This window comes from Bacillus altitudinis (assembly GCF_001191605.1).
Classification (GTDB): domain Bacteria; phylum Bacillota; class Bacilli; order Bacillales; family Bacillaceae; genus Bacillus; species Bacillus altitudinis.
The window spans coordinates 1,109,999-1,135,777 of record NZ_CP009108.1 but is presented as its reverse complement, the minus strand read 5'-3'; the positions used below and the strand labels follow the sequence as shown (position 1 = coordinate 1,135,777).

The following is a 25,779-nucleotide window of genomic DNA, read 5'->3' as shown; positions in this document are numbered from 1 at the left end:
TTCACATTAGAATATAGGTTAAGTCCTCGATCTATTAGTATCTGTCAGCTCCACGTGTCACCACGCTTCCACCTCAGACCTATCAACCTGATCATCTTTCAGGGATCTTACTTCCTTGCGGAATGGGAAATCTCATCTTGAGGGGGGCTTCATGCTTAGATGCTTTCAGCACTTATCCCGTCCGCACATAGCTACCCAGCGATGCCCTTGGCAGAACAACTGGTACACCAGCGGTGCGTCCATCCCGGTCCTCTCGTACTAAGGACAGCTCCTCTCAAATTTCCTGCGCCCGCGACGGATAGGGACCGAACTGTCTCACGACGTTCTGAACCCAGCTCGCGTACCGCTTTAATGGGCGAACAGCCCAACCCTTGGGACCGACTACAGCCCCAGGATGCGATGAGCCGACATCGAGGTGCCAAACCTCCCCGTCGATGTGGACTCTTGGGGGAGATAAGCCTGTTATCCCCGGGGTAGCTTTTATCCGTTGAGCGATGGCCCTTCCATGCGGAACCACCGGATCACTAAGCCCGACTTTCGTCCCTGCTCGACTTGTAGGTCTCGCAGTCAAGCTCCCTTGTGCCTTTACACTCTGCGAATGATTTCCAACCATTCTGAGGGAACCTTTGGGCGCCTCCGTTACATTTTAGGAGGCGACCGCCCCAGTCAAACTGCCCACCTGACACTGTCTCCCTGCCCGATAAGGGCAGCGGGTTAGAAGGTCAATACAGCCAGGGTAGTATCCCACCGATGCCTCCACCGAAGCTAGCGCTCCGGTTTCCAAGGCTCCTACCTATCCTGTACAAGCTGTACCAACATTCAATATCAGGCTGCAGTAAAGCTCCACGGGGTCTTTCCGTCCTGTCGCGGGTAACCTGCATCTTCACAGGTACTATAATTTCACCGAGTCTCTCGTTGAGACAGTGCCCAGATCGTTGCGCCTTTCGTGCGGGTCGGAACTTACCCGACAAGGAATTTCGCTACCTTAGGACCGTTATAGTTACGGCCGCCGTTTACTGGGGCTTCAATTCGCACCTTCGCTTACGCTAAGCGCTCCTCTTAACCTTCCAGCACCGGGCAGGCGTCAGCCCCTATACTTCGCCTTACGGCTTCGCAGAGACCTGTGTTTTTGCTAAACAGTCGCCTGGGCCTATTCACTGCGGCTTCTCGGGGCTTTAACACCCTAAGAAGCACCCCTTCTCCCGAAGTTACGGGGTCATTTTGCCGAGTTCCTTAACGAGAGTTCTCTCGATCACCTTAGATTCTCTCCTCGCCTACCTGTGTCGGTTTGCGGTACGGGCACCTCTCACCTCGCTAGAGGCTTTTCTTGGCAGTGTGGAATCAGGAACTTCGCTACTAAATTTCGCTCGCCATCACAGCTCAGCCTTCACGGGAAACGGATTTGCCTATTTCCCAGCCTAACTGCTTGGACGCGGATATCCATACCGCGCTTACCCTATCCTCCTGCGTCCCCCCATGCTCAAATGGTGAGGAGGTGGTACAGGAATATCAACCTGTTGTCCATCGCCTACGCCTTTCGGCCTCGGCTTAGGTCCCGACTAACCCTGAGCGGACGAGCCTTCCTCAGGAAACCTTAGGCATTCGGTGGACGGGATTCTCACCCGTCTTTCGCTACTCATACCGGCATTCTCACTTCTAAGCGCTCCACCAGTCCTTCCGGTCTGACTTCACTGCACTTAGAACGCTCTCCTACCACTGTTCGTAAGAACAGTCCGCAGCTTCGGTGATACGTTTAGCCCCGGTACATTTTCGGCGCAGAGTCACTCGACCAGTGAGCTATTACGCACTCTTTAAATGGTGGCTGCTTCTAAGCCAACATCCTGGTTGTCTAAGCAACTCCACATCCTTTTCCACTTAACGTATACTTTGGGACCTTAGCTGGCGGTCTGGGCTGTTTCCCTTTCGACTACGGATCTTATCACTCGCAGTCTGACTCCCAAGGATAAGTCATCGGCATTCGGAGTTTGACTGAATTCGGTAACCCGGTAGGGGCCCCTAGTCCAATCAGTGCTCTACCTCCGAGACTCTTACCTTGAGGCTAGCCCTAAAGCTATTTCGGAGAGAACCAGCTATCTCCAGGTTCGATTGGCATTTCACCCCTACCCACACCTCATCCCCGCACTTTTCAACGTGCGTGGGTTCGGGCCTCCATTCAGTGTTACCTGAACTTCACCCTGGACATGGGTAGATCACCTGGTTTCGGGTCTACGACCACGTACTCATGCGCCCTATTCAGACTCGCTTTCGCTGCGGCTCCGCATCTTCTGCTTAACCTTGCACGGGATCGTAACTCGCCGGTTCATTCTACAAAAGGCACGCCATCACCCGTTAACGGGCTCTGACTACTTGTAGGCACACGGTTTCAGGATCTATTTCACTCCCCTTCCGGGGTGCTTTTCACCTTTCCCTCACGGTACTGGTTCACTATCGGTCACTAGGGAGTATTTAGCCTTGGGAGATGGTCCTCCCGGATTCCGACGGAATTTCACGTGTTCCGCCGTACTCAGGATCCACTCTGGAGAGAACAACATTTCAGTTACAGGGCTGTTACCTTCTTTGGCGGGCCTTTCCAGACCTCTTCGCTTATATCGTTCCTTTGTAACTCCGTATAGAGTGTCCTACAACCCCAAGAGGCAAGCCTCTTGGTTTGGGCTGTTCCCGTTTCGCTCGCCGCTACTCAGGGAATCGCATTTGCTTTCTCTTCCTCCGGGTACTTAGATGTTTCAGTTCCCCGGGTATGCCTTCTCATACTCTATGTATTCAAGTATGGATACTACTCCATTACGAGCAGTGGGTTTCCCCATTCGGAAATCTCCGGATCAAAGCTTGCTTACAGCTCCCCGAAGCATATCGGTGTTCGTCCCGTCCTTCATCGGCTCCTAGTGCCAAGGCATCCACCGTGCGCCCTTTCTAACTTAACCATTTCTTACTTTAGAAAGAATCACTATGTGTGATGAACTTTGCATTGCATTCAATGTGAATGTATTACTTATTGTTATCTAGTTTTCAAAGAACAATCCTGTCTCGCTAGAGACATGTTTGAAGGAATGATCCTTCAAAACTAAACAAGACGAAAACGCACGCTGCTCCATATATCCTTAGAAAGGAGGTGATCCAGCCGCACCTTCCGATACGGCTACCTTGTTACGACTTCACCCCAATCATCTGTCCCACCTTCGGCGGCTGGCTCCATAAAGGTTACCTCACCGACTTCGGGTGTTGCAAACTCTCGTGGTGTGACGGGCGGTGTGTACAAGGCCCGGGAACGTATTCACCGCGGCATGCTGATCCGCGATTACTAGCGATTCCAGCTTCACGCAGTCGAGTTGCAGACTGCGATCCGAACTGAGAACAGATTTGTGGGATTGGCTAAACCTTGCGGTCTCGCAGCCCTTTGTTCTGTCCATTGTAGCACGTGTGTAGCCCAGGTCATAAGGGGCATGATGATTTGACGTCATCCCCACCTTCCTCCGGTTTGTCACCGGCAGTCACCTTAGAGTGCCCAACTGAATGCTGGCAACTAAGATCAAGGGTTGCGCTCGTTGCGGGACTTAACCCAACATCTCACGACACGAGCTGACGACAACCATGCACCACCTGTCACTCTGTCCCCGAAGGGAAAGCCCTATCTCTAGGGTTGTCAGAGGATGTCAAGACCTGGTAAGGTTCTTCGCGTTGCTTCGAATTAAACCACATGCTCCACCGCTTGTGCGGGCCCCCGTCAATTCCTTTGAGTTTCAGTCTTGCGACCGTACTCCCCAGGCGGAGTGCTTAATGCGTTAGCTGCAGCACTAAGGGGCGGAAACCCCCTAACACTTAGCACTCATCGTTTACGGCGTGGACTACCAGGGTATCTAATCCTGTTCGCTCCCCACGCTTTCGCTCCTCAGCGTCAGTTACAGACCAGAGAGTCGCCTTCGCCACTGGTGTTCCTCCCACATCTCTACGCATTTCACCGCTACACGTGGAATTCCACTCTCCTCTTCTGCACTCAAGTTTCCCAGTTTCCAATGACCCTCCCCGGTTGAGCCGGGGGCTTTCACATCAGACTTAAGAAACCGCCTGCGAGCCCTTTACGCCCAATAATTCCGGACAACGCTTGCCACCTACGTATTACCGCGGCTGCTGGCACGTAGTTAGCCGTGGCTTTCTGGTTAGGTACCGTCAAGGTGCAAGCAGTTACTCTTGCACTTGTTCTTCCCTAACAACAGAGCTTTACGATCCGAAAACCTTCATCACTCACGCGGCGTTGCTCCGTCAGACTTTCGTCCATTGCGGAAGATTCCCTACTGCTGCCTCCCGTAGGAGTCTGGGCCGTGTCTCAGTCCCAGTGTGGCCGATCACCCTCTCAGGTCGGCTACGCATCGTCGCCTTGGTGAGCCGTTACCTCACCAACTAGCTAATGCGCCGCGGGTCCATCTGTAAGTGACAGCCGAAACCGTCTTTCATCCTTGAACCATGCGGTTCAAGGAACTATCCGGTATTAGCTCCGGTTTCCCGGAGTTATCCCAGTCTTACAGGCAGGTTACCCACGTGTTACTCACCCGTCCGCCGCTAACATCCGGGAGCAAGCTCCCTTCTGTCCGCTCGACTTGCATGTATTAGGCACGCCGCCAGCGTTCGTCCTGAGCCAGGATCAAACTCTCCGAAAAAGTACAAAACCGAAGTTTTGTTTTTCGTCAGCGTTTGACTGACTACCTATGATGTATCATAGGATTTTTTTTATAAAAACTCGAATTAACAGGTACGTTTTGTCTTGTTTAGTTTTCAAAGATCATCTTCGCCGTTCTTAGCGGCTTTAATAATATAACATTTCGCTTCATCTTATGTCAACAACTTTTTTCAAGTTTATTTCCCGAAGCGTTTGTGTTTGTCACTGTGTGTCAGCGACGATTAATAATATATCACGAAAACATTCTGTTGGTCAACGCCTTTTCAGAACTTTTTTTAAAATAGTTTTATCGTGCATGTTAAACCCTTGTCCTGCATACAATCAAGTAACAATCTTGGACAAGGCAGGAGTGTTTGAATTGAGTCGATTATATGTGTTGCCTATTAAACGGCTGAAGCAAGTAGTCATTATTCTTGTAGCAGCCCTTGCAGCTGCAACCTTTTTTTATGTACAAAAGGCACCGCCGCTGTCGGTATTTAAAACAGAACAAGGGCCCCGAGCAATTTATAAAGGAGAGACCTCATCAAAACACGCATCCCTTACGTTTAATATTGGCTGGGGAGACGAGAAGGCTGTTCCTATTTTAAATGTCCTCCGAGAGTACGATATAAAGAACGCCACTTTCTTTCTGTCTGCTTCTTGGGCTGAGCGTCACCCGGATATTGTGAAAAGGATTAAAGAGGACGGCCATCAAATTGGCAGCCTTGGCTATGCATATAAAAATTATAGCCAGCTTGAAGAAAACGAAATTAAGCGTGATCTTGTCCGTGCACAAAATACATTTCAAAAGCTTGGACTGGAAGACATTCAATTATTAAGACCGCCAACTGGGCAATTTAATGAAACGGTATTGAAAATTGCAACACAGTATGGCTATACCGTTGTCCATTACAGCATCAATTCTCAAGATTGGCTGAACCCGGGCGTCGACCAGATTGTTCATAATGTAAATGATCGAATGAAAAGCGGAGACATTATTCTCCTTCACGCCTCAGATTCAGCCACCCAAACCGCTCAAGCCTTACCAGCTATTTTAAAACACTTAAAAGATAAGAATTTAAGAAACGTCACGGTTGGCGAACTTATCTCTAATACAAAAACAAAGTCAACTGAGGTTAAGTAGCTTTTGCTTTTGAAAACCGCGGCATAGCTAATAACTGAAACGCATTACAACCTAATAGCGGGAATAGCATTAAATACAGCCAGTCCTCTTCATTGACTCTAAGCGCCGGAAACCATTCTAACGACGTGATGACGACCATGAGAAACATTGCAGAAATAAATGTTTTCTTAGAGGACTGCTGCTGTTTAAAATAAGACACGATCAATGCAAACACACCGATAAAAACAGGCAGCCACAAGTATGGAAGAAATGATTCATTCTCCCCGAAAAACAAAAACCGCAAATAAGCTAAATCAAACAGCACGAAAATCACAAGGAATAACTGAATGGTATTCCATAAAGAATGCGACCTGAAAATCTCCAGCGCAAACCGGTGCACTGTCAAAAAGACAACAAACCCCATCTGACTGATTACACTAAAGATCATCCCCACACCAATAAACCAAAATAACACAGACGCAATCTCTAAAATCTCAAACGATACAAACAGCTTCTGATATTTCCCCCACTCCAGCGCAAAACCTACCACGCTTGTAATGACCGCTCCAACAGCCAGCACAGAGAAGAAAAAACGAACTAAATCCCGACTTTTCATTGAATTGACCCAACCCCTATTTTTGTTATGTATAAATTCACGTGAAACATTCATATTAAAAGTAAGACATGTAACGAAAGGAGCCACAGTATGTCAAAAGGCATCTTGCGTATAATGAGCTGTTTTCTTCTTTTATCTCTAACAGCTTGTGCTCCCAAAACCCAATCCTCATCTAATATGGACTATGACGAAACGAAAAAAATGGTCGTCGATATTTTGAAAACAGATGACGGTAAAAAGGCCATTCAACAGTTATTAAATGACGAGGCAATGAATGAAGCTTTGGTAATGGATGAACAAACTGTGAAAAAAACAATAGAGAAAACACTGACTTCTGATAAAGGCAAAGAGTTCTGGAAGAAGGTCTTTGAGGATTCTAAATTTGCCGAGACTTTCGCAAAATCCATGCAGCAACAGCATGAAAAGATGTTAAAACAATTGATGAAGGACCCTGACTATCAACAAATGATGATGGATATTCTCAAGGATCCTGAAATGGAAAAGAAATACGGTGAACTGGTCAAAAGCAAAGAGTTCCGAAAACACTTAGAGAAAGTCATCACAGAAACATTAAGCAGCCCTCTCTATAAGAAGAAATTCGAAGATGAGCTAAAAAAAGCAGTCTCTGAAAGCAGCAATGATTCCGGTTCACAAGGAAGCGGCAGTTAAACATCACCCGAGTGGCACAAGGTCCACTCGGGCTTTCATTATGCTTTCACTGTTAATTGTTCAATGACTTTATTGGCAATGTGTTGATACACTTCCCCTGTCGGATGACTCGCATCATAGACAGAAGGTGCAAAATCGTCCTCATTCCAATCAGGCTGTCTTAAAGGGATCTGACCAAGTACTGATACGCGCAGCTCCTCCGCCAGCTTGTCCCCGCCGCCCTTTCCAAAGACATATTCCTTCTCACCTGTTTTTTTGCTTTCATAGTAACTCATATTCTCAACGACCCCTAACACCTCGTGATCTGTTTGCAGTGCCATTGCGCCTGCTCTAGCAGCAACGAAAGCGGCTGTTGGGTGCGGTGTCGTCACAATGATTTCTTTACAGCTCGGAAGCATCGTATGAATATCAAGTGCCACATCACCTGTTCCAGGCGGAAGGTCTAATAGTAAGTAATCTAATTCTCCCCACTCTACTTCGTGGAAGAAGTTGTTTAGCATTTTACCAAGCATCGGTCCTCTCCAAATGACCGGTGCGTTTTCTTCAACAAAAAAGCCCATTGAAATCACTTTGACGCCAAAGCGTTCCACAGGAATAATCTTTTCCCCTTTAACTGTCGGTCTGACGGTGATTCCCATCATATCCGGTACACTAAAGCCGTAAATATCAGCATCGATCAGTCCCACTTTTTTCCCTAGACGAGCCAGTGCCACAGCCAGGTTAACGGAAACAGTTGATTTCCCAACTCCGCCTTTTCCACTCGCAATCGCTAAGAACACAGGCGGATTTTTAGAGTTGAGCAAATTTTCTTCCTCATCCTGTGACGGCATAAATTTTTCAAGCGTTTCTTGAGGCAGTTCTTCAAAACGAAGTCCTACAGTGTTCGCGCCCGCTGCTTTTAAAGCTTGTACGATGTCTTGCTGCAGCTTCATCTGCTCAGCAGTGCCGGTTTTGGCAATCGCCACTTTTAAGCTCACATGCTCTTTTTCAGGCTTTAGGCTGATTTCCTTGATGGCATCCAGCTCACCAAGCGGTATATGAAGGAAAGGTTCGTCCATCTTCCCAACTAGTTTTCTCACATCATCTTGTCCGATCATAGCAGAACCTCACCCTTTATTGAATTCGTTTACAATTCAAGTATATCATACATATCCTTACAATGTCTGTCCTCTTTGCCTGCGATAAACAGGAAAAAGCCCCTTATTCAGGCGGCTCTTTTTGCTCTGTTAAATATCTGAGAATGCCTTTATAAATCGAAGCAGCAATTTGATCCTGATATTTAGGAGTCGCCAGCTGACCAGCCTCTTTTGGATTCGATAGAAATCCGATTTCGACAAGCGCTCCTGGCTTCGTGACATTTTGCATTAAATAAATCCCGTTGATTCGCTTCGCCTTGCGATCTGTGTTTTCAAGGTTGTTGCGCAATTCATCTTGAATGAACTTCGCTGCTTTTTCATTCTCTTCATACTTTCCGTAAAAGAACGTCTGTGCCCCGCTCCATTTGTTCGATGGGATCGCATTTAAATGAATGCTTAAATAGAGATCCGCTTCAGATTCGTTGATGGCTTTCACACGGTTTCTCAAGTCCTCCGCTTTCTTTCTGGCATAACCCTTTGTATTCTTTGATGATAAATCAGAGTCATCTTCCCGGGTCATGAGAACAAGTGCTCCCTGCTCCTGCAAATAGTCTCTTATCTTCATGGACACATCCAGTGCAATCTCTTTTTCGAGCAACTCGCCGCCAACAGCACCGCCATCTGGACCGCCGTGACCCGGATCTAAATAGATGATCTTGCCGCTCAAAGGCAAGTTCCACGATTTCCACGAATCATCATTTAGAAACTGAAATCTGAATAAGAATAAGAGGACAATAAACCCGATTAAAAACCCTGTCCATTTCAGCTTTCTTTTCATCCCTGTCCCTCCCATACACCATTATTTTATAGATATGGGACAAGGGCTGGAAATATGCTTAGTGCAGGCGAAGCTTATGCCTTTTTTCTGATTCCCGAAAGCCTTCCTGCCACCACTTACTTAAAAATTCCTTAGCAAATGGATACAGACACGACATCTTACGCTCCATTCGAAACATATTCCCCCACGATTGCAAACACCCTGCTAGCTCCTCAACCAGCTCATCTTCTTCATGAACTGACCGCTTTTTTATATCATCGAATGATTCACCATACTTACTCGACTCACCGTATCTCCCACCTGCTAAAAAAGCCTCAATAGCGAAATCAATACAGCCATCACTCATAATCCCAGCTGGATCATCTGCAAATGGGAACAGCTTCCTCGTGAATTTCTCGGAAGCGACCGTCACCTGTTGAAGAGACAATGTACGCAACAGCTTCTTTTCAAGCGTGACATCTCGTTTTGTTTTCAATTGATAAAATGAAAGAACTTCTGCCATGGACTGAACTCCTTTTTTCTTTGTATTGTTCGTTGGTTTGAACAAAACATGCAGTTCAGTAATTGGAAATCAATGAGCTAACGGATTGGAAAATTGTGATAAAATGAACATATATTATAGAAAGAATAGAAAAGGGGCAAAATTCATGAAGAAGTGGATGTATATCCTATTGCTACTAACAGTCGTCTTATCTGGTTGCAACAGTCAAGCAACCGAGCAAAAGAGCGACATAAAAGGAATAGAAGACATATCATTAAAACAGCTCTCCAAACATAAAAATTCTTATATTGGAGACAATGGAGCAGTCGGCGCTATTTTATCAGATCTTCCAGGTAACGTGATTCGCGAGTATGAAATCGTAGATGAAAAAGCGCTAAAAGTGACATACGGCGTGAAAGAAAATACCAATGATACAGAAGAACAATTTGATTCATTTTGGTTTGATAAGAAGGATACGATTGAAAAAAACTACTTATATAATGCATTGGCACTTTTTATTCTTATCGATAACGTGGAGCAAGTGACACTCCAGATGAACGCTAAAGACGAGCCATCCGTCACGTTTAAAAGAAAACAGCTAGAAAAAAAGCTGCCTCACTCTTTTAAAGTGTACAAAGACGATACAGCGCTTTGGCAAAAGGAACTGGTTGATGGAGTTGTGAAGTCAAAAGATAAACGTCAAGATGTATACAAAGCGTTTCCGGTGAAACAATCATAAAAAGCAGAGGGATGCCACCTTCTGCTTTTTATTTGAAATCAAGCTGCAGCTTCATCCCATCATGCGTGGCTTCAAACCCTAATTTTTCATAAAAACAGCGTGCTTCTGGCCTCTGTTTGTCAGTTGTCAACTGAATCATATGACACCCACGGTCATTTGCGCGTTGAATAGCCCATTTTATCAACAATGTGCCAATTCCTCTTTCTCTATGAGTCGAGGCTGTGCGAACTCCTTCTATTGAAGCTCTCCATCCTCCTTGATACGTTAGAAATGGAGTCATTGTTAATTGGAGAACACCGACTACCTCTTCCCGATCACAAGCGACGATTAAATCAATATTGGGATCCGCTTCGATCGAATGAAAGGCATTGAGGTAGCTTTCTAATAATGGACGAGTGTAGCGTTCTCTCTTTTGGCCTAATTTGTCATCTGAAAGCATCAAAACGATGTTGTCGAGGTCTCCTTGGACGGCTTCTCTAAATGTCAATTGATTCAGATTCAATGAACACACCTCCTATAATGGAACGGAAACTTTTATTCATTCGCCAAAATACCAATTAACAGCGTTTTCATATAAAATTTTATCCGCTGCTTCCTCATCAAAAAGATGTTGAATCAATTCAATATCACCGTATTCAAATGGACGTTTCGCTCTTGTAGATGGAAGGTCTGTACCAAACATCAGTGCATCAGGATTCGTTTGATAAATTGATGTCAACGCATGTTCCACGTTTAAATCAACGCGTCCAAAACCTGTTGCTTTCACTCGAACCCCTTTTTCAACCAGCTTGAGCAAATGCGGCAAACCTTCTTCAGATAAGCCTAGATGATCAATGGAAACGGCCGGCAGCTGTTCAAGCGTTGATGAGATGTCAGGGAGATGCTTAGCGTCTATGTAAATCTCACTATGCCACCCAGCCAGCTCATACACCCTTCTCGCAAAATAATCGAGCTTCGAAATATCCTCCGAACCGCCCCGCTTCACATTAAAACGTAAAGCCTTCACCCCATGTTGATCCAAATGAACAATTTCATTTTCAGTTGCTGTAAAAGGTAATTGTGTCACACCGCAAAAAGCCGGTCCCATTTCATCTAGTGCTTTCAACAAATAGCCTTGATCAAAGCCCTGAAACGACCCTGATACAATCGCTCCACCTACAATCCCCAAATCAGCCGTCTCTCTCCTATAATCATTCACCACATAACTCGGCGGTGTATACCCTTGGTTTTCTTGAATGGGAAAATCAAAATCAATGATATGGAAATGTGCATCAAAAATCCTCATGCCCGCGCCCCTCTTCTGCTTATTTGACCTGATTATATCAATAGAGAAAGCCAAGGGATATTTGGAATGACGAATTACTTCATATCATGAAAACTTATCAAGTTTTCCATTCCTCTCGTAAGATGGCATAATAAAACTCATCCCACCACTCATTTCCTTGTGGTATACATTTTTTAAAATATCCCTCTCTCCTCATACCCATTTTCTCCATCACTCTCCATGACGGCACATTTTCAGGCTGACAAGTGGCAATGATTCGATGTAAATTCATTGTGTGAAAACCATGATGTAGGACAGCAAATGCAGCTTCTGATGCATAGCCTTTGTTTTGATATGCAGAATTGAAGACCCAGCCAATTTCATATGTGTGCTCACCAAAGTAAGGATGAAACACGATATGCCCGATGCATGTATGATCTTCTTTTAATAGAACAGCAAAATTCTTGCCCGTCTCAAGACGATTATTTTTGACAAATTCCTGCGCCTCTTCTCTAGAAAAAACACCTTCTGGCATATACTTCATCACCGCTAGATCAGATGTATATGCATAGACATCCTGCCAATCATCCTCAATAAACGGTCGAATGAGACATCTTTCTGTTGTTAGATTCATAAATGCCATCCCCCTTTAACATCATTTGTTAAACAGAAACCTGACTATGATCCTATTTTATATGTTTCCAGACAGAAAAAAACACAAATAAAAAAGCACCAGCAGGATGCTGATGCTTTTCATATAGGGTTTGTCTGTACAAACCTTTGTAAAACGTCCATACAATATAAAATTGATTAACGTTTTGAGAACTGAGGTGCGCGACGTGCGCCTTTAAGACCGTATTTCTTACGCTCTTTCATACGAGAGTCACGAGTAAGAAGTCCAGCACGTTTAAGTGGTGTACGGTACTCAGGATCTACTTCTAGAAGAGCACGAGAGATACCGTGACGAATTGCTCCAGCTTGACCAGAGAATCCACCACCGTGAACATTTACAAGAACATCGTAGCTGTTAGCTGTTTCTGTGATGTTCAAAGGCTGTTTCACGTCTTCGATTAAAGCAGCGAATGGAATGTATTCAGTAATTTCACGATTATTAACGACGATACGGCCTTCACCTGGAACTAAGCGAACGCGCGCTACAGAACTTTTACGACGACCTGTACCGTAATATTGAACCTGTGCCAAATTGTTAACCTCCCTTATAATTAACCGCGAAGTTCGTAAACTTCAGGTTGTTGTGCTTGATGTGGATGCTCAGAACCACGGTACACATTTAATTTTTTGAACATTTGACGACCTAGTGGACCCTTTGGAAGCATACCTTTGATAGCAAGCTCCAACATTTTTTCAGGGTAGTTTGTACGCATCTCAAGAGCAGTTCTTTGTTTCAAACCACCTGGGTGCATCGTATGACGGTAGTAAATTTTGTCCGTCAATTTCTTACCAGTTAATTCGATTTTCTCAGCATTGATGATGATCACGTGATCACCTGTGTCAACGTGTGGTGTATAAGTTGGTTTGTGCTTACCGCGCAAAAGTGATGCTACTTCAGTAGAAAGACGACCTAGAGTCTTGCCTGCCGCATCAACCACTAGCCATTTGCGCTCAATTGTGCTTGCGTTCGCCATTGGTGTTGTACGCATGAGTTTCCCTCCTAAATAAATCAATGAATTTTCCTGAATCAAATGCTACGTTCTATTTCAAAACACAGATAAGTCTTCCGGGGCTTATTTGTGGGGTTGAAATACATACCATATGATATCTTATAACTTTCTGCTTCCTGTGTCAAGAACATGTTACACCTGGTTTAGTTGTCATAGAAAACTTCCCATAAATACAGTCCGTGACTGGGCGCAGTCTTGCCTGCCGCTTCGCGATTTCGGGCGGCAAGCATGGCTTTTATCTCCTCAGGGTGAAATTTACCAGAACCAATTTCAAGTAACGTGCCGGCTATAATTCGCACCATGTTGTATAAAAAGCCATTCCCTCTCACACGCATTTCAAGCCCGTCTGAGACGTTTTTCCACTCAAGGGCATAAATCTCCCTCACCTTGTCCTGAACCTCTGTATTGGACGCACAAAAGCTTGTGAAATCGTGTGTGCCAATCAGGTGCCCAGCAGCTTCTCTCATTTTGTCTGCATCAAGCCGGTAAGGATAATGACAGGCATACTGTCTAGTGAACACATTTTGGTGCGTTTCCGTTGAGACCTTATAACGGTACTCCTTCGAAACGACACTAAAACGTGCATGAAACGATTCATCCACTTCTTCAGCCTTTAGAACACGAATGTCATCTGGCAGCAAGCTGTTGAGGGCAAAAGGCCATCTTTCCATCGGGATGGCAAGCGGGGTGTCAAAATGGATGACCTGCCCCTTTGCGTGAACGCCACTGTCTGTCCGGCCGGAAGCCACAATCGGAATTAGTTCATCTTGTTTATGCATTCTAGCAAGAACAGATTCAATCTCCGTTTGTACAGTACGCTGTCCTGGCTGCACTTGATAACCTTTAAAATGTGTCCCATCGTATGCTACGGTACATTTTACTTTCATCTAGGCATCACCTAATTTCTAAGCAGCACAAGGAGTGCTGTTAACAGGATGAATAGAAGCAGCGTGAACGTGTCTTTCATTCCCCAGACAAGCTGACGGTATTTCGTGCGCCCTTCTCCCCCGCGGTAGCCTCTCGCTTCCATAGCGGTCGCCAATTCCTCCGCACGCTTAAACGCACTGACGAAAAGTGGGACAAGCAACGGAACAATCGCTTTTAAACGATCTTTCACGGGTCCGCTTGTAAAATCAACACCTCTTGCCATTTGGGCTTTCATGATTTTGTCTGTTTCTTCGAGTAAAGTCGGAATAAATCGAAGAGAGATAGACATCATAAGAGCAAGTTCATGAACAGGTAGCTTGATTTTACGGAAAGGATGCAGCAGCTTCTCCATACCGTCTGTCACTTCAATAGGCGTTGTGGTCAACGTCAGAAGTGTTGTCATCATGATGAGATAGACAAAACGGAGTGAAATGAAAATCCCCTGTTTTAGACCTTCTTCATAAATATTCAGAAAACCAAAGTGAAAGAGCAAAGCGCCATCCTTTGTCATGAAGATATGCAGAATAAAGGTAAACAGAACAATCCACAGGATGGGTTTCATTCCTTTGAGAATAAAGTACAGCGGCACCTGAGACACCATCACCACAAGGATCGTAAAGACCCCTAGAAGCCCGTAAGTGATGTAGTTATTCGCAAAAAAGACAATAAAGACAAAAAAGAAAATTGATAACAGCTTTGTCCTTGGATCAAGACGATGGACAAAGGATGTACCTGGCACATATTTGCCGATAATCATACTATCCATCATGATGTCGTGTCCTCCTGATATAAAGCTGTTAAGGCTTCTGCCATTTCATCCATGGTCAGAAGCGGTCTTGGAAACGTCATCCCCAGTTTTTCTTCAACAGCCTGCTGGAATTTGATCGTTTCCGGGAGGTCCAGTCCGAAAGAAGACATGTCGGTACGATTGGCAAATAGCTCCCTCGGCGTACCTGTCGCTTTTACTGTTCCTTTGTGCATCACAATCATTTGATCCGCATAATGAGCGGCATCTTCCATACTGTGTGTCACAAGGATCGTCGTCAGGTTGGCTTTTTGATGAAGCTCATAGAACATGTCCATGATTTCTTTACGTCCGCGTGGATCTAATCCCGCAGTCGGCTCATCAAGCACAAGCACTTCTGGCTCCATCGCTAGAACACCTGCAATCGCCACACGTCTCATTTGACCACCGCTTAATTCAAAGGGTGATCGAGATAACAAGGATTCAGGAAGGCCTACAAGCTTCAGCATTTCTTTAGCCTTAGCTTCTGCCTTTTCTTTTGGAACGCCGAAATTCATCGGACCAAAGCAGATATCCTTCAGAATGGTCTCCTCAAAGAGCTGATGTTCAGGAAATTGAAACACGATACCTACTTTTTTTCGAAGAGATTTCAGTTCCTTCTGCTTTTTATTGGCTTGTAAGACGGTATCTCCAAGCGTAATGCTCCCCTTTGTTGGTTTGAGCAGTCCATTTAAATGTTGCAGCAATGTCGACTTGCCAGAACCCGTATGACCAATGACAGCAACATAGCTGCCTTCTTTGATGGAAGCATTGACATCATACAAAGCGAGACGCTCAAACGGCGTTTTCATTTGATAACGATGCTCTAATTCTTTGATCGTAATGTCCATAGCTCTTTCACCAATCCTTCTTGTGTCAAATGGGCATTTGCAAGCGGCACACCTTGCTGCTTCAATTGCTTACTCAACCGGTAGGAAAATGGCAGATCAAGTCCAATCTGAACCAGCTGTTCATCTAGTTCAAATACTTCCTCTGGTGTTCCCTCGGCAAATTTCTTCCCGCCATTCATCACAATAACGCGGTCTGCCTTCGCAGCCTCGTCTAAATCATGTGTGATGGAAATGACCGTGACCGTTCCTTGTTCCTTCAGTAGTCTGACGGTTTCTAACACTTCTTCACGGCCAATCGGATCAAGCATTGATGTTGCTTCATCCAAGATCATGATGTCAGGGCTTGCGGCAAGTACACCAGCGATCGCTACTCTCTGCTTTTGCCCGCCTGATAGATGGTGCGGCTCTTGATCAAGAAACTCCTGCATATTGACCTGTTTGACAGCCCAATCTACACGCTCTATCATCAATTCCCGCTCAACCCCGTTATTTTCTAAACCAAAAGCCACATCATCACGAACCGTTGAGCCAACGAATTGGTTGTCTGGGTTTTGAAAGACCATGCCGACCTTTTTGCGAATATCCCAAACACTTTCTTCTTTCAGCTCAATCTCACCAACCTTGACCGTTCCTGCATCCGGTAAAATGAGCCCATTCAGTACACGGGCAAGTGTGGATTTACCTGAACCGTTGTGGCCAACAATGGCAAGCCATTCATTTTGATTCACATGCAATGACACTTGGTCTAAAGCGGGCTTGTCCGCATCTTTGTGATAACGAAATACAATGTCTTTTACGTCAATTAATGTCTTCTCCATCTCTACCGGACCTCCTCTCAGCTCAACCTCTACTTTGCCTATTGCTAAAAAGCCGTAGTATCTAAAAAAGGGCATAGATCCAGTTATGAACTGTCCCGCCCTTTCTTAGATACACGATATGTGATTAAACTAATTCAATGACAGCCATTGGTGCGCCATCGCCGCGACGAGGTCCAAGCTTCATGATACGAGTGTATCCACCTTGGCGATCTTCGTAGCGAGTTGCAACGTCAGCGAATAATTTTTGAAGTGCATCTTGGTTTGTTTCAGCGTTAGCTACTTCGTTACGAATGTAAGCTGCAGCTTGACGGCGAGCATGAAGATCTCCGCGTTTGCCAAGAGTGATCATTTTTTCAACTACAGAGCGAAGTTCTTTCGCACGTGTTTCAGTTGTTTCGATGCGTTCGTTGATGATCAAATCAGTCGTTAGGTCACGAAGCATTGCTTTACGTTGTGCACTAGTGCGTCCTAGCTTTCTGTATGCCATGTGATGTCCCCTCCTTAATTAGAGATGCTGTATGAATAAAAAACACACGAAAATCCTAGTTCACAATGAAACTAGTCAATCGTCTTTACGAAGACCCAGTCCAAGTTCTTCTAGTTTCGCTTTCACTTCTTCAAGAGATTTACGTCCAAGGTTACGAACTTTCATCATATCCTCTTCTGTCTTGTTAGCAAGCTCTTGAACAGTGTTAATACCCGCACGCTTCAAACAGTTGTAAGAACGAACAGAAAGATCAAGCTCTTCAATTGTCATTTCAAGCACTTTTTCTTTTTGGTCTTCTTCTTTTTCAACCATGATTTCTGCATGCTGAGCTTCGTCAGTTAACCCAACGAAAATATTTAGGTGTTCAGTTAAAATCTTAGAACCTAGAGCGATCGCTTCTTTCGGTCCTGTGCTTCCATCAGTCCATACATCTAGTGTTAATTTATCATAGTTTGTGATTTGCCCAACACGGGTGTTCTCCACTTGATAAGTTACACGAGATACAGGTGTATAGATTGAGTCGATCGGAATCACGCCGATAGGCTGATCGTCTCTTTTGTTTGCATCAGCAGGATTATACCCGCGACCTCTTTGTGCAGTCAAACGAACACGGAAGCTCGCATTTTTGCCAAGAGTTGCGATGTGAAGATCTGGATTTAAGATTTCAATATCGCTGTCGTGTGTAATATCAGCAGCTGTTACAGTTCCTTCATCTTGTACATCAATTTCAAGCGTCTTCTCTTCTTCAGAGTAGATTTTGAGTGCAAGCTTTTTAATGTTTAAGATAATCGTTGTAACATCTTCAACCACGCCTTCGATCGTTGAGAATTCGTGTAAGACACCATCTATCTGGATCGATGTTACAGCTGCACCAGGAAGTGAGGATAAAAGGATACGACGAAGGGAGTTCCCTAAAGTGGTACCATATCCACGCTCAAGTGGCTCTACGACAAACTTGCCATACTTGGCATCGTCGCTGATTTCAACCGTTTCGATTTTTGGTTTTTCAATTTCGATCATCTAATAAAACCCTCCTTCAAAACGTCGAAACCTCGAATAGAATCATATGAGATTCCATCCGAAATTCCTCATTGTTTAGTCCCGTATGTGCTCAGGCAACGAGTCGTGTATTCGTCTCATAAATAACTGTATCATAACCCATTATTGACAGGGACACAAAATCTATACAAACAAATTACACGCGGCGACGTTTTGGTGGACGGCATCCGTTATGAGGAACTGGAGTTACGTCTCTGATTGCAGTAACTTCAAGACCTGCAGCTTGAAGCGCACGAATTGCAGCTTCACGACCAGAACCAGGACCTTTAACAGTTACTTCAAGTGTTTTAAGACCATGTTCGATAGAACCTTTAGCAGCAGTTTCAGCAGCCATTTGTGCAGCGAAAGGAGTAGATTTACGAGAACCTCTGAATCCTAATGCACCAGCACTTGACCAAGAAATTGCGTTTCCATGAACATCAGTAATCGTTACAATCGTGTTGTTGAAAGTGGAACGGATATGAGCGATTCCAGCTTCAATATTCTTTTTCACGCGACGTTTACGCGTATTTTGTTTACGAGCAGCAGCCATTCTTTAACTACCTCCTTTACTTATTTTTTCTTGTTAGCTACAGTACGACGCGGACCTTTACGAGTGCGCGCGTTGTTTTTTGTGTTTTGTCCACGAACAGGAAGTCCTCTACGATGACGGATTCCGCGGTAGCTTCCGATTTCAATTAGACGCTTAATGTTAAGTGAAACTTCACGACGAAGGTCACCTTCTACTTTAAGTTTGTCAATGATATCACGGATTTTACCTAGTTCGTCTTCAGTTAGATCGCGAACGCGAGTGTCTTCAGAAACACCTGCTTCTTTAAGGACTTGTTGAGCCGTCGTACGACCAATTCCAAAAACATATGTTAAAGAAATGACAACACGCTTATCACGTGGAATATCTACACCAGCAATACGAGCCATGATTTGGGCACCTCCTTGTTATTAGCCTTGTTTTTGTTTATGTTTTGGGTTTTCACAGATCACCATTACTTTTCCTTTTCTGCGAATCACTTTACATTTTTCACAGATAGGTTTAACAGATGGTCTCACTTTCATGTGTTTCCAACCTCCTTCTTCCGGAGTTGCTTTATTTGTAACGGTACGTAATTCTACCACGAGTTAAGTCATATGGAGATAATTCTACCGTAACTTTGTCTCCAGGTAAAATGCGAATGAAGTGCATACGGATTTTTCCTGATACATGAGCCAAAACTGTATGACCATTCTCTAGTTCAACTTTGAACATTGCATTTGGCAAAGTTTCTGCTACAGTACCTTCCACTTCAATTACATCGTCTTTCGCCATTCAAGTGTTCTCCCTTCTTCAAATCAGTAACTTGCTCTCTGATAAATGTCCAAATGAGATGTTCTCAATTGTCCATCTATCACCCGACCTGTTTTGAATATACTGTTCTGAACTTCCGGAGATACGCAATCATAAAAGGTTAAATGATTGATATTTTTTCTTAGGAGAATGAATTTACGCTTTTCTCCGTCTGCGATTAGTACATGGCAGCCATCGAACACGCCGATAACAACTGTATACTGATCTTGTTCTTTCCTTGGACTATACAGACAACCTGCCCGATTTGGGCCTGAAAGGCTTCAGTGAAGACCTAAATCTTAGTCAGTATATCAAAACCTGTATCTGTAATCGCAATCGTATGCTCAAAGTGAGCACACTTTTTCCCATCAACCGTTACAACCGTCCAGTTATCAGCCAGTGTTTTCACATATCGGCTGCCTGCGTTCACCATCGGTTCGATGGCCAACACCATTCCAGGTTTGAGCCGTGGGCCTTTGTTCGGCGGACCATAATGAGGAATTTGAGGGTCCTCATGAAGATCCTGTCCGACCCCATGTCCAACATATTCTCTAACAACTGAGAAATTCTCACCTTCAACATACGTTTGTATGGCATGGGAAATGTTTGACAGACGTTCACCTGGCTTTGCTTCCTGTAAGCCCTTATATAGAGATTCCTCTGTGACTTCCAGTAGTTTGCGGTCCTCATCACTGATTACCCCAACTGGATAAGTCCAAGCAGAGTCACCATGATAGCCATTTAACTTTGCGCCGATATCAATACTAATGATGTCTCCATCACGTAAAACCCGTTTACCAGGAATACCGTGAACGAGTTCTTCATTCACCGAAACGCAAATGCTCCCGCGAAAACCATTATACCCTTTAAAAGATGGGATTGCACCCTGCTTTGTAATAAAACGTTCGGCAATTTGATCCAATTCTTTTGTCGAAATACCTGGTTTTATGTGTTTCTTCAGCTCTTCATGAGTCAGTGCGACAATGCGTCCAGCTTCTCTCATAATTTCAAGCTCGCGAGGAGTTTTACAGATAATCATTTATTTAATCCCCCAAGCAGGTCCTTGATATCAGCGTAAACATCGTTAATGTGCTTCGCACCATCAATGTTTACAAGATATCCTTTTTCTGAATAGAAGTTCAGTAAAGGTTCAGTCTGCTTTAAGTTCACTTCAAGTCTTGTCGAAACGGTTTCTGCATTATCATCTGCACGTTGATAAAGCTCGCCTCCACACTTGTCACAAACATTTTCTTTCGCAGGTGGATTGAATACTAAATGATATGTTGCTCCGCAATCTTTGCAAATTCTTCGGCCAGTCAGACGCTCCATCAAAGCATCTTTATCGACTTTAATATTAATGACATAATCAATCGTTCTGCCAAGGTCCTTTAGAATGTCTTCTAAAGCTTCAGCCTGAGCGACTGTTCGCGGAAATCCGTCCAGAAGAAAACCTTGTTCACAATCATTCTTGCCAAGTCTTTCTCTAACAATACCGATTGTGACCTCATCAGGAACAAGCTCTCCTTTATCGATAAAGGATTTTGCTTCGAGCCCAAGTTGTGTCTCCTCTTTCATAGCAGCACGGAACATATCTCCTGTTGAGATATGAGGGATCCCATAATCATCAACAATTCGTTCTGCCTGAGTGCCTTTACCAGCACCCGGAAGCCCCATTAAGACTAAGTTCATTTCGGATTTCCCCTTCCTTACTTAGAGAGGTTGGGCAGCAGCCCAGCCCTCTGTTTTATTTCATAAATCCACGGTAGTTTCGTTTCACTAATTGGCTTTCAAGCTGTTTCATTGTTTCAAGTGCAACACCTACAACAATGAGAAGACTTGTGCCGCCAATTTGTGCAGCGGAAGGTAATCCAGCGAATTGAATGAAAAAGATAGGAAGTATTGAAATCACGGCTAAGAAAATGGCGCCCACAAACGTGAGTCGGTACAAAATGCTCGTAATTCTATCTTGAGTCATTTTCCCTGGACGAACTCCCGGGATATAGCCACCCTGCTTTTGCAGATTTTCAGCCATTTGTTCAGGGTTTACTTGGACAAAGGCATAAAAATATGTGAAAGCAACAATCAGTGCTACATAAATCGTCATACCGATTGGCTTAGTATAGTCAAAGTTGTTAGTTATCCAGGTTGTCACATTATTTGTTCCGAAGAACGATGCGATCGTCTGCGGAGTAATAATGAACGAAACGGCAAAGATGACTGGAATCACCCCTGCTGGATTCACTTTCAATGGAAGGTGCGTTGCTTGACTAGCAGACATTTGTGCACGGCCAGTTCCTTTTGAATATTGAATCGCAATCTTTCTCACTGCCATTTGAATGTAAATAACACCGATAACAATGACAAGAATAGCAATCACAATAAGGGCAATTTTCAGGATTTGCATGAACAGCTGTCCATCTCCACCTACAAATTGCTGAGCGTACACTTGCTTTAATGTTTGAGGGATACCTGCGATGATACCGGCAAAGATAATAATCGAAATACCGTTACCAACACCGTGAGCAGTAATCTGCTCTCCCAGCCACATTAAAAATGCTGTTCCCGCAGTGAGTACGACCGCAATTAAGAGATACGTTGAAACACCTGGGTTTTCAATCAGCATGCCTCCTGCCATATTGTTAAATCCATATGACATTCCTAACGCCTGGATAAATCCTAGAACAATTGTAAAATACCTTGTGAATTGTGCTAATTTTCGGCGGCCAACCTCTCCTTGCTTTGACCACTCAGTAAACTTCGGTACAACATCCATCTGCAAGAGCTGGATGATGATCGAAGCAGTGATATACGGCATAATCCCCATTGCAAGAATGGAGAATTGGAAAAGTGCCCCGCCCCCAAACGTATTGAGGATTCCGAAAACACTCATTTGATCCTGTGCCTGGAGAACTTCGGCGTTCACATTAGGCACAGGGATGAAAGCACCTATACGAAAGACGACTAACATTAAAAGTGTAAATATAATCTTATTCCGTATATCTTTCACACGCATAAAATTGGAGATTGTCTTAAACAAGTTAGATCACCTCGGCTGTACCGCCAGCAGCTTCAATCGCTTCTTTAGCAGAAGCAGAGAATTTATTGGCTTTTACAGTTAATTTTTTTTCTAATTTACCGTTGCCAAGAATTTTTACTCCTGCTTTTAACTTGCTTATTGCACCAGTCTCTAGAAGAAGTTCAGGAGTGACTTCCGTTCCTTCGTCAAAACTGTTTAATCTGTCTAAGTTGATTACCGCGTAATCTTTACGGTTGATGTTTGTAAAACCACGTTTTGGAAGGCGTTGGAATAAAGGCATTTGACCACCTTCGAATCCAGGGCGTACACCGCCGCCAGAACGAGCGTTTTGACCTTTATGACCTTTACCAGAAGTTTTACCGTTACCTGATCCAATACCACGACCAACACGGTTGCGTACTTTACGTGAACCTTCTGAAGGCTTCAATTCATGAAGTTTCATTTGGGCACCTCCTTATCGATTAAAAATGTTTTATTGTTCTTTAACAGAAACTAAATGAGACACCTTGTTAATCATGCCGCGGATCGCTGCATTGTCTTCATGTACGACTGTTTGGTTTGTTTTCTTTAGACCAAGAGTACGAACAGTGACACGCTGATCTTCCGGGCGACCGATTACACTGCGTTTGAGGGTAATTTCTAATTTATTTGCCATTATTGTTCCCTCCTTATCCTAACAGGTCTTCTACAGATTTTCCACGAAGCTTCGCTACATCTTCAGCACGTTTAAGTTCACTTAAACCTTGAAGTGTTGCGCGGATCATGTTGATCGGTGTATTAGAACCTAGAGATTTAGAAAGGATATCAGCTAGACCAGCAAGCTCAAGTACCGCACGCACTGGGCCTCCAGCGATAACTCCTGTACCTTCTGAAGCAGGCTTCAATAGAACGTTTCCTGCACCGAATCGACCGATGATTTCATGTGGAATTGTAGTTCCAACCATTGGTACTTCAATTAAATTCTTTTTCGCGTCTTCAACAGCTTTGCGGATCGCTTCTGGTACTTCTTGTGCTTTACCAGTACCGAATCCTACATGACCGTTTTTGTCACCGACAACAACTAAAGCTGCAAAACGGAAACGACGTCCACCTTTAACAACTTTCGCTACCCGGTTAACCGTAACTAAGCGTTCTTCTAACTCTAATTTGCTTGGGTCAATACGACTCATTCGGATGTGTCCCTCCTTCTTTTATTAAAATTTAAGTCCAGCCTCACGAGCAGCTTCAGCTAGAGCTTTTACACGTCCATGATATAAGTATCCTCCGCGGTCAAATACCACGTTAGAGATGCCTTTTTCAACAGCACGTTTTGCAACAAGTTCGCCAACTTTAGTAGCAGCTGCAGCGTCAGAACTATTCTCGATCTTTAACTCTTTATCAAGAGTAGAAGCACTTACAAGTGTTACACCGTTAACATCATCAATTACTTGAGCGTAGATGTTCTTGTTAGAACGGAAAACGTTAAGGCGAGGTCTTTCAGCAGTACCTGAAAGTTTCGCACGAACACGAGCGTGTCTTTTAAGACGAGTAGCGTTTTTGCTAGTTTTCGTAATCATCCGAGTCACTCCTTTCTTCACATTAAGCGATCTTACTTACCAGTTTTTCCTTCTTTACGGCGAACGAATTCACCTTCGTAACGAATTCCTTTACCTTTGTAAGGCTCTGGAGCACGGACAGCGCGGATGTTAGAAGCTAGAGCTCCTACACGCTCTTTATCGATACCTTTAACGATTACTTTCGTTTGAGATGGAACTTCTACTTCAACTCCAGCCTCAGGAACGATTTCAACTGGGTGAGAGTATCCAACGTTAAGAACAAGTTTGTTTCCAGATTTAGCAGCACGGTAACCGACACCGATTAGTTCTAAACCTCTTTCGAAACCTTTAGATACACCTTCAACCATGTTTGCAATTAAGCTACGTGTTGTACCATGTAATGCACGGTGTTCTTTATTTTCAGACGGACGGCTTACAGTTAAGACGTTGTCCTCAATTTTAATTTCCATATCAGGGTGAAATGCACGAGTTAGTTCACCTTTTGGTCCCTTTACTGTCACTGTGTTATCGTTGTTTGTCACAGTTACTCCTGAAGGGATCTCGATTAGCTTTTTACCTATACGAGACATACCAAGCACCTCCATTCATCTTAAACTTTTTTTACCATACGTAAGCAAGTACTTCTCCACCAGCTTGTTTAGCACGGGCTTCTTTGTCCGATAAAACACCTTGTGATGTAGAAATAATTGCGATTCCAAGTCCGTTAAGTACACGTGGTACTTCATTTGATTTCGCATATACGCGTAAACCAGGTTTACTGATTCTTTTAAGACCAGTGATAACACGTTCGTTGTTTTGGCCGTATTTAAGGAACAAACGGATAATTCCTTGTTTGCTGTCTTCGACGTACTCAACGTCACGGATAAAACCTTCACGCTTTAAAATTTCAGCAATTTCTCTTTTGATTTTTGAAGCCGGTACTTCTAGCTTCTCATGACGTACCATGTTCGCATTGCGAATACGAGTCAGCAAATCTGCAATCGGATCTGTCATAACCATTATTTAATAACCTCCTTCCCATTTATGGGGATTACCAGCTGGCTTTTTTAACGCCAGGAATTTGTCCTTTATATGCAAGTTCGCGGAAACAAATACGGCAAAGTTTAAACTTGCGAATTACTGAATGTGGACGTCCACAACGTTCGCAGCGCGTATACTCTTGAACTTTAAACTTTTGTTTGCGTTGTTGTTTCGCAATCATAGACTTTTTAGCCACGATTTCGCCTCCCTTTCATTGATTATTTCTGGAACGGCATACCTACTTGAGTTAATAACTCACGTGCTTCTTCATCCGTGTTGGCAGTCGTAACGATAACGATATCCATACCGCGGACTTTTGTTACTTTATCGTAATCAATTTCTGGGAAGATTAACTGTTCTTTAATACCAAGCGTGTAGTTTCCACGACCGTCGAAAGATTTCTTAGAAATCCCGCGGAAGTCACGTACACGTGGTAAAGATACAGAAATAAGTTTATCAAGGAAATCGTACATGCGCTCTCCGCGAAGTGTTACTTTCGCACCGATTGGCATTCCTTCACGTAGACGGAATCCAGCAATAGACTTCTTCGCACGAGTAACGACAGGTTTTTGACCAGCGATAAACGTTAATTCTTCAACAGCAGTATCGATTGCTTTAGCGTTTTGAACGGCGTCACCAACACCCATGTTGATCACGATTTTTTCGATTTTTGGCACTTGCATTACTGATTTGTATTCAAACTTAGAAACTAATGCAGGTGTAATTTCTTTAACATACTTTTCTTTAAGGCGGTTCATG

The 25,779-nt window shown here is 44.1% G+C and carries 33 protein-coding genes and 2 rRNA genes; 3 read left to right on the top strand and 32 right to left on the bottom strand.

Annotated elements, in window-relative coordinates; translation table 11 throughout:
* Positions 1-14: 14 nt before the first annotated feature.
* Both ID12_RS05790 and ID12_RS05785 read right to left on the bottom strand, forming a co-directional pair.
* A 23S ribosomal RNA gene (locus ID12_RS05790) occupies positions 15-2,942 on the bottom strand.
* A 181-nt stretch (positions 2,943-3,123) separates the two neighbouring features.
* Positions 3,124-4,673, bottom strand: a 16S ribosomal RNA gene (locus ID12_RS05785).
* Together the 16S and 23S rRNA genes form the textbook arrangement of a ribosomal RNA operon.
* A 378-nt stretch (positions 4,674-5,051) precedes the next feature.
* Between ID12_RS05785 and pdaB the strand changes: the two genes are divergently transcribed.
* A complete protein-coding gene (gene pdaB / locus ID12_RS05780; RefSeq protein ID WP_017366469.1) occupies positions 5,052-5,816 on the top strand; it encodes a polysaccharide deacetylase family sporulation protein PdaB in 765 nt (254 codons plus the stop codon).
* Here pdaB and ID12_RS05775 read toward each other — a convergent pair.
* A complete protein-coding gene (locus ID12_RS05775; protein WP_008345196.1) occupies positions 5,809-6,411 on the bottom strand; it encodes a KinB-signaling pathway activation protein in 603 nt (200 codons plus the stop codon). The genes pdaB and ID12_RS05775 overlap by 8 nt on opposite strands.
* A 90-nt stretch (positions 6,412-6,501) precedes the next feature.
* On the opposite strand from ID12_RS05775, the gene gerD reads away from it, so the two are divergent.
* A complete protein-coding gene (gerD, locus tag ID12_RS05770) occupies positions 6,502-7,080 on the top strand; it encodes a spore germination lipoprotein GerD (protein ID WP_007496366.1) in 579 nt (192 codons plus the stop codon).
* A 38-nt stretch (positions 7,081-7,118) separates the two neighbouring features.
* Here the strand turns inward: gerD and ID12_RS05765 are convergent, their stop codons facing one another.
* The 3 genes from ID12_RS05765 to ID12_RS05755 all read right to left on the bottom strand — a co-directional run bounded on the left by ID12_RS05765 (position 7,119) and on the right by ID12_RS05755 (position 9,496).
* Positions 7,119-8,177 (bottom strand): Mrp/NBP35 family ATP-binding protein, encoded by a 1,059-nt coding sequence (locus ID12_RS05765; protein ID WP_008345199.1) that lies wholly within the window; start codon positions 8,175-8,177, stop codon positions 7,119-7,121.
* Between the two features lie 103 nt (positions 8,178-8,280).
* On the bottom strand, positions 8,281-8,994 hold the full coding sequence (gene cwlD / locus ID12_RS05760) for an N-acetylmuramoyl-L-alanine amidase CwlD (RefSeq protein ID WP_008345202.1): 714 nt from the start codon (positions 8,992-8,994) through the stop codon (positions 8,281-8,283).
* A 58-nt stretch (positions 8,995-9,052) separates the two neighbouring features.
* Positions 9,053-9,496, bottom strand: coding sequence for a YbaK family protein (locus ID12_RS05755; RefSeq protein ID WP_035389125.1), 444 nt, complete (start codon positions 9,494-9,496; stop codon positions 9,053-9,055).
* Between the two features lie 145 nt (positions 9,497-9,641).
* Between ID12_RS05755 and ID12_RS05750 the strand changes: the two genes are divergently transcribed.
* A complete protein-coding gene (locus ID12_RS05750; protein WP_050826846.1) occupies positions 9,642-10,214 on the top strand; it encodes a DUF4825 domain-containing protein in 573 nt (190 codons plus the stop codon).
* A 28-nt stretch (positions 10,215-10,242) separates the two neighbouring features.
* Here ID12_RS05750 and ID12_RS05745 read toward each other — a convergent pair whose 3' ends face one another.
* From ID12_RS05745 to rplE, 26 genes are all read right to left on the bottom strand, one after another.
* Entirely contained in the window at positions 10,243-10,716 is a 474-nt protein-coding gene (locus ID12_RS05745) for a GNAT family N-acetyltransferase (protein ID WP_080987769.1), read from the bottom strand.
* A gap of 36 nt (positions 10,717-10,752) precedes the next feature.
* Positions 10,753-11,499: an amidohydrolase family protein gene (locus tag ID12_RS05740; protein ID WP_050826845.1), complete on the bottom strand. Its 747-nt coding sequence runs from the start codon at positions 11,497-11,499 to the stop codon at positions 10,753-10,755.
* A gap of 97 nt (positions 11,500-11,596) precedes the next feature.
* Positions 11,597-12,112, bottom strand: a complete 516-nt coding sequence (locus ID12_RS05735; protein ID WP_050826844.1) for a GNAT family N-acetyltransferase — start codon at positions 12,110-12,112, stop codon at positions 11,597-11,599.
* Positions 12,113-12,288: 176 nt separating this feature from the next.
* The gene (gene rpsI / locus ID12_RS05730) at positions 12,289-12,681 is read right to left on the bottom strand and encodes a 30S ribosomal protein S9 (protein ID WP_007496354.1); all 393 of its coding nucleotides are present in this window, start codon (positions 12,679-12,681) and stop codon (positions 12,289-12,291) included.
* 20 nt (positions 12,682-12,701) lie between these two features.
* Complete coding sequence (rplM, locus tag ID12_RS05725) at positions 12,702-13,139, bottom strand: 50S ribosomal protein L13 (RefSeq protein WP_003217042.1); 438 nt, start codon at positions 13,137-13,139, stop codon at positions 12,702-12,704.
* A 164-nt stretch (positions 13,140-13,303) separates the two neighbouring features.
* On the bottom strand, positions 13,304-14,047 hold the full coding sequence (gene truA / locus ID12_RS05720; RefSeq protein WP_050826843.1) for a tRNA pseudouridine(38-40) synthase TruA: 744 nt from the start codon (positions 14,045-14,047) through the stop codon (positions 13,304-13,306).
* A gap of 11 nt (positions 14,048-14,058) precedes the next feature.
* The gene (locus ID12_RS05715) at positions 14,059-14,856 is read right to left on the bottom strand and encodes an energy-coupling factor transporter transmembrane component T family protein (protein WP_008345215.1); all 798 of its coding nucleotides are present in this window, start codon (positions 14,854-14,856) and stop codon (positions 14,059-14,061) included.
* The gene (locus ID12_RS05710) at positions 14,853-15,722 is read right to left on the bottom strand and encodes an energy-coupling factor ABC transporter ATP-binding protein (protein ID WP_050826842.1); all 870 of its coding nucleotides are present in this window, start codon (positions 15,720-15,722) and stop codon (positions 14,853-14,855) included. Before ID12_RS05710 ends, ID12_RS05715 begins: the two co-directional genes overlap by 4 nt.
* Positions 15,698-16,540 (bottom strand): energy-coupling factor ABC transporter ATP-binding protein, encoded by an 843-nt coding sequence (locus ID12_RS05705; protein WP_008345218.1) that lies wholly within the window; start codon positions 16,538-16,540, stop codon positions 15,698-15,700. The genes ID12_RS05710 and ID12_RS05705 overlap by 25 nt, the downstream gene beginning before the upstream one ends.
* Positions 16,541-16,664: 124 nt before the next feature.
* Entirely contained in the window at positions 16,665-17,027 is a 363-nt protein-coding gene (gene rplQ, locus ID12_RS05700) for a 50S ribosomal protein L17 (RefSeq protein WP_003216944.1), read from the bottom strand.
* Between the two features lie 75 nt (positions 17,028-17,102).
* Positions 17,103-18,047, bottom strand: a complete 945-nt coding sequence (locus ID12_RS05695) for a DNA-directed RNA polymerase subunit alpha (RefSeq protein WP_003217009.1) — start codon at positions 18,045-18,047, stop codon at positions 17,103-17,105.
* A gap of 175 nt (positions 18,048-18,222) precedes the next feature.
* Positions 18,223-18,618: a 30S ribosomal protein S11 gene (rpsK, locus tag ID12_RS05690; protein WP_003217231.1), complete on the bottom strand. Its 396-nt coding sequence runs from the start codon at positions 18,616-18,618 to the stop codon at positions 18,223-18,225.
* A gap of 20 nt (positions 18,619-18,638) precedes the next feature.
* Positions 18,639-19,004 (bottom strand): 30S ribosomal protein S13, encoded by a 366-nt coding sequence (gene rpsM, locus ID12_RS05685; protein WP_003217023.1) that lies wholly within the window; start codon positions 19,002-19,004, stop codon positions 18,639-18,641.
* A gap of 21 nt (positions 19,005-19,025) precedes the next feature.
* The gene (rpmJ, locus tag ID12_RS05680) at positions 19,026-19,139 is read right to left on the bottom strand and encodes a 50S ribosomal protein L36 (protein ID WP_003156543.1); all 114 of its coding nucleotides are present in this window, start codon (positions 19,137-19,139) and stop codon (positions 19,026-19,028) included.
* A gap of 31 nt (positions 19,140-19,170) precedes the next feature.
* Positions 19,171-19,389 (bottom strand): translation initiation factor IF-1, encoded by a 219-nt coding sequence (gene infA, locus ID12_RS05675; RefSeq protein WP_003217190.1) that lies wholly within the window; start codon positions 19,387-19,389, stop codon positions 19,171-19,173.
* A 310-nt stretch (positions 19,390-19,699) separates the two neighbouring features.
* Positions 19,700-20,446, bottom strand: a complete 747-nt coding sequence (gene map / locus ID12_RS05670) for a type I methionyl aminopeptidase (RefSeq protein WP_007496338.1) — start codon at positions 20,444-20,446, stop codon at positions 19,700-19,702.
* The gene (locus tag ID12_RS05665; protein WP_048002128.1) at positions 20,443-21,096 is read right to left on the bottom strand and encodes an adenylate kinase; all 654 of its coding nucleotides are present in this window, start codon (positions 21,094-21,096) and stop codon (positions 20,443-20,445) included. Before ID12_RS05665 ends, map begins: the two co-directional genes overlap by 4 nt.
* Positions 21,097-21,151: 55 nt before the next feature.
* Positions 21,152-22,444, bottom strand: a complete 1,293-nt coding sequence (gene secY, locus ID12_RS05660) for a preprotein translocase subunit SecY (RefSeq protein ID WP_007496334.1) — start codon at positions 22,442-22,444, stop codon at positions 21,152-21,154.
* Position 22,445: 1 nt separating this feature from the next.
* Complete coding sequence (gene rplO, locus ID12_RS05655) at positions 22,446-22,886, bottom strand: 50S ribosomal protein L15 (RefSeq protein WP_003216888.1); 441 nt, start codon at positions 22,884-22,886, stop codon at positions 22,446-22,448.
* A gap of 30 nt (positions 22,887-22,916) precedes the next feature.
* Entirely contained in the window at positions 22,917-23,099 is a 183-nt protein-coding gene (gene rpmD / locus ID12_RS05650) for a 50S ribosomal protein L30 (RefSeq protein ID WP_003217067.1), read from the bottom strand.
* A gap of 13 nt (positions 23,100-23,112) precedes the next feature.
* Positions 23,113-23,613, bottom strand: a complete 501-nt coding sequence (gene rpsE, locus ID12_RS05645; protein ID WP_007496332.1) for a 30S ribosomal protein S5 — start codon at positions 23,611-23,613, stop codon at positions 23,113-23,115.
* Positions 23,614-23,637: 24 nt separating this feature from the next.
* Positions 23,638-24,000: a 50S ribosomal protein L18 gene (rplR, locus tag ID12_RS05640; protein WP_003216951.1), complete on the bottom strand. Its 363-nt coding sequence runs from the start codon at positions 23,998-24,000 to the stop codon at positions 23,638-23,640.
* A 32-nt stretch (positions 24,001-24,032) separates the two neighbouring features.
* Positions 24,033-24,569: a 50S ribosomal protein L6 gene (rplF, locus tag ID12_RS05635; protein WP_008345395.1), complete on the bottom strand. Its 537-nt coding sequence runs from the start codon at positions 24,567-24,569 to the stop codon at positions 24,033-24,035.
* A gap of 31 nt (positions 24,570-24,600) precedes the next feature.
* Complete coding sequence (gene rpsH / locus ID12_RS05630; protein ID WP_007496327.1) at positions 24,601-24,999, bottom strand: 30S ribosomal protein S8; 399 nt, start codon at positions 24,997-24,999, stop codon at positions 24,601-24,603.
* Between the two features lie 31 nt (positions 25,000-25,030).
* Positions 25,031-25,216 carry a 30S ribosomal protein S14 gene (gene rpsN, locus ID12_RS05625; RefSeq protein WP_008356542.1) on the bottom strand — a complete coding sequence of 62 codons (186 nt, stop codon included), beginning with the start codon at positions 25,214-25,216 and terminating at the stop codon, positions 25,031-25,033.
* A 22-nt stretch (positions 25,217-25,238) separates the two neighbouring features.
* Positions 25,239-25,778: a 50S ribosomal protein L5 gene (gene rplE, locus ID12_RS05620; RefSeq protein ID WP_003217159.1), complete on the bottom strand. Its 540-nt coding sequence runs from the start codon at positions 25,776-25,778 to the stop codon at positions 25,239-25,241.
* Between the last annotated feature and the right edge of the window lies 1 nt (position 25,779).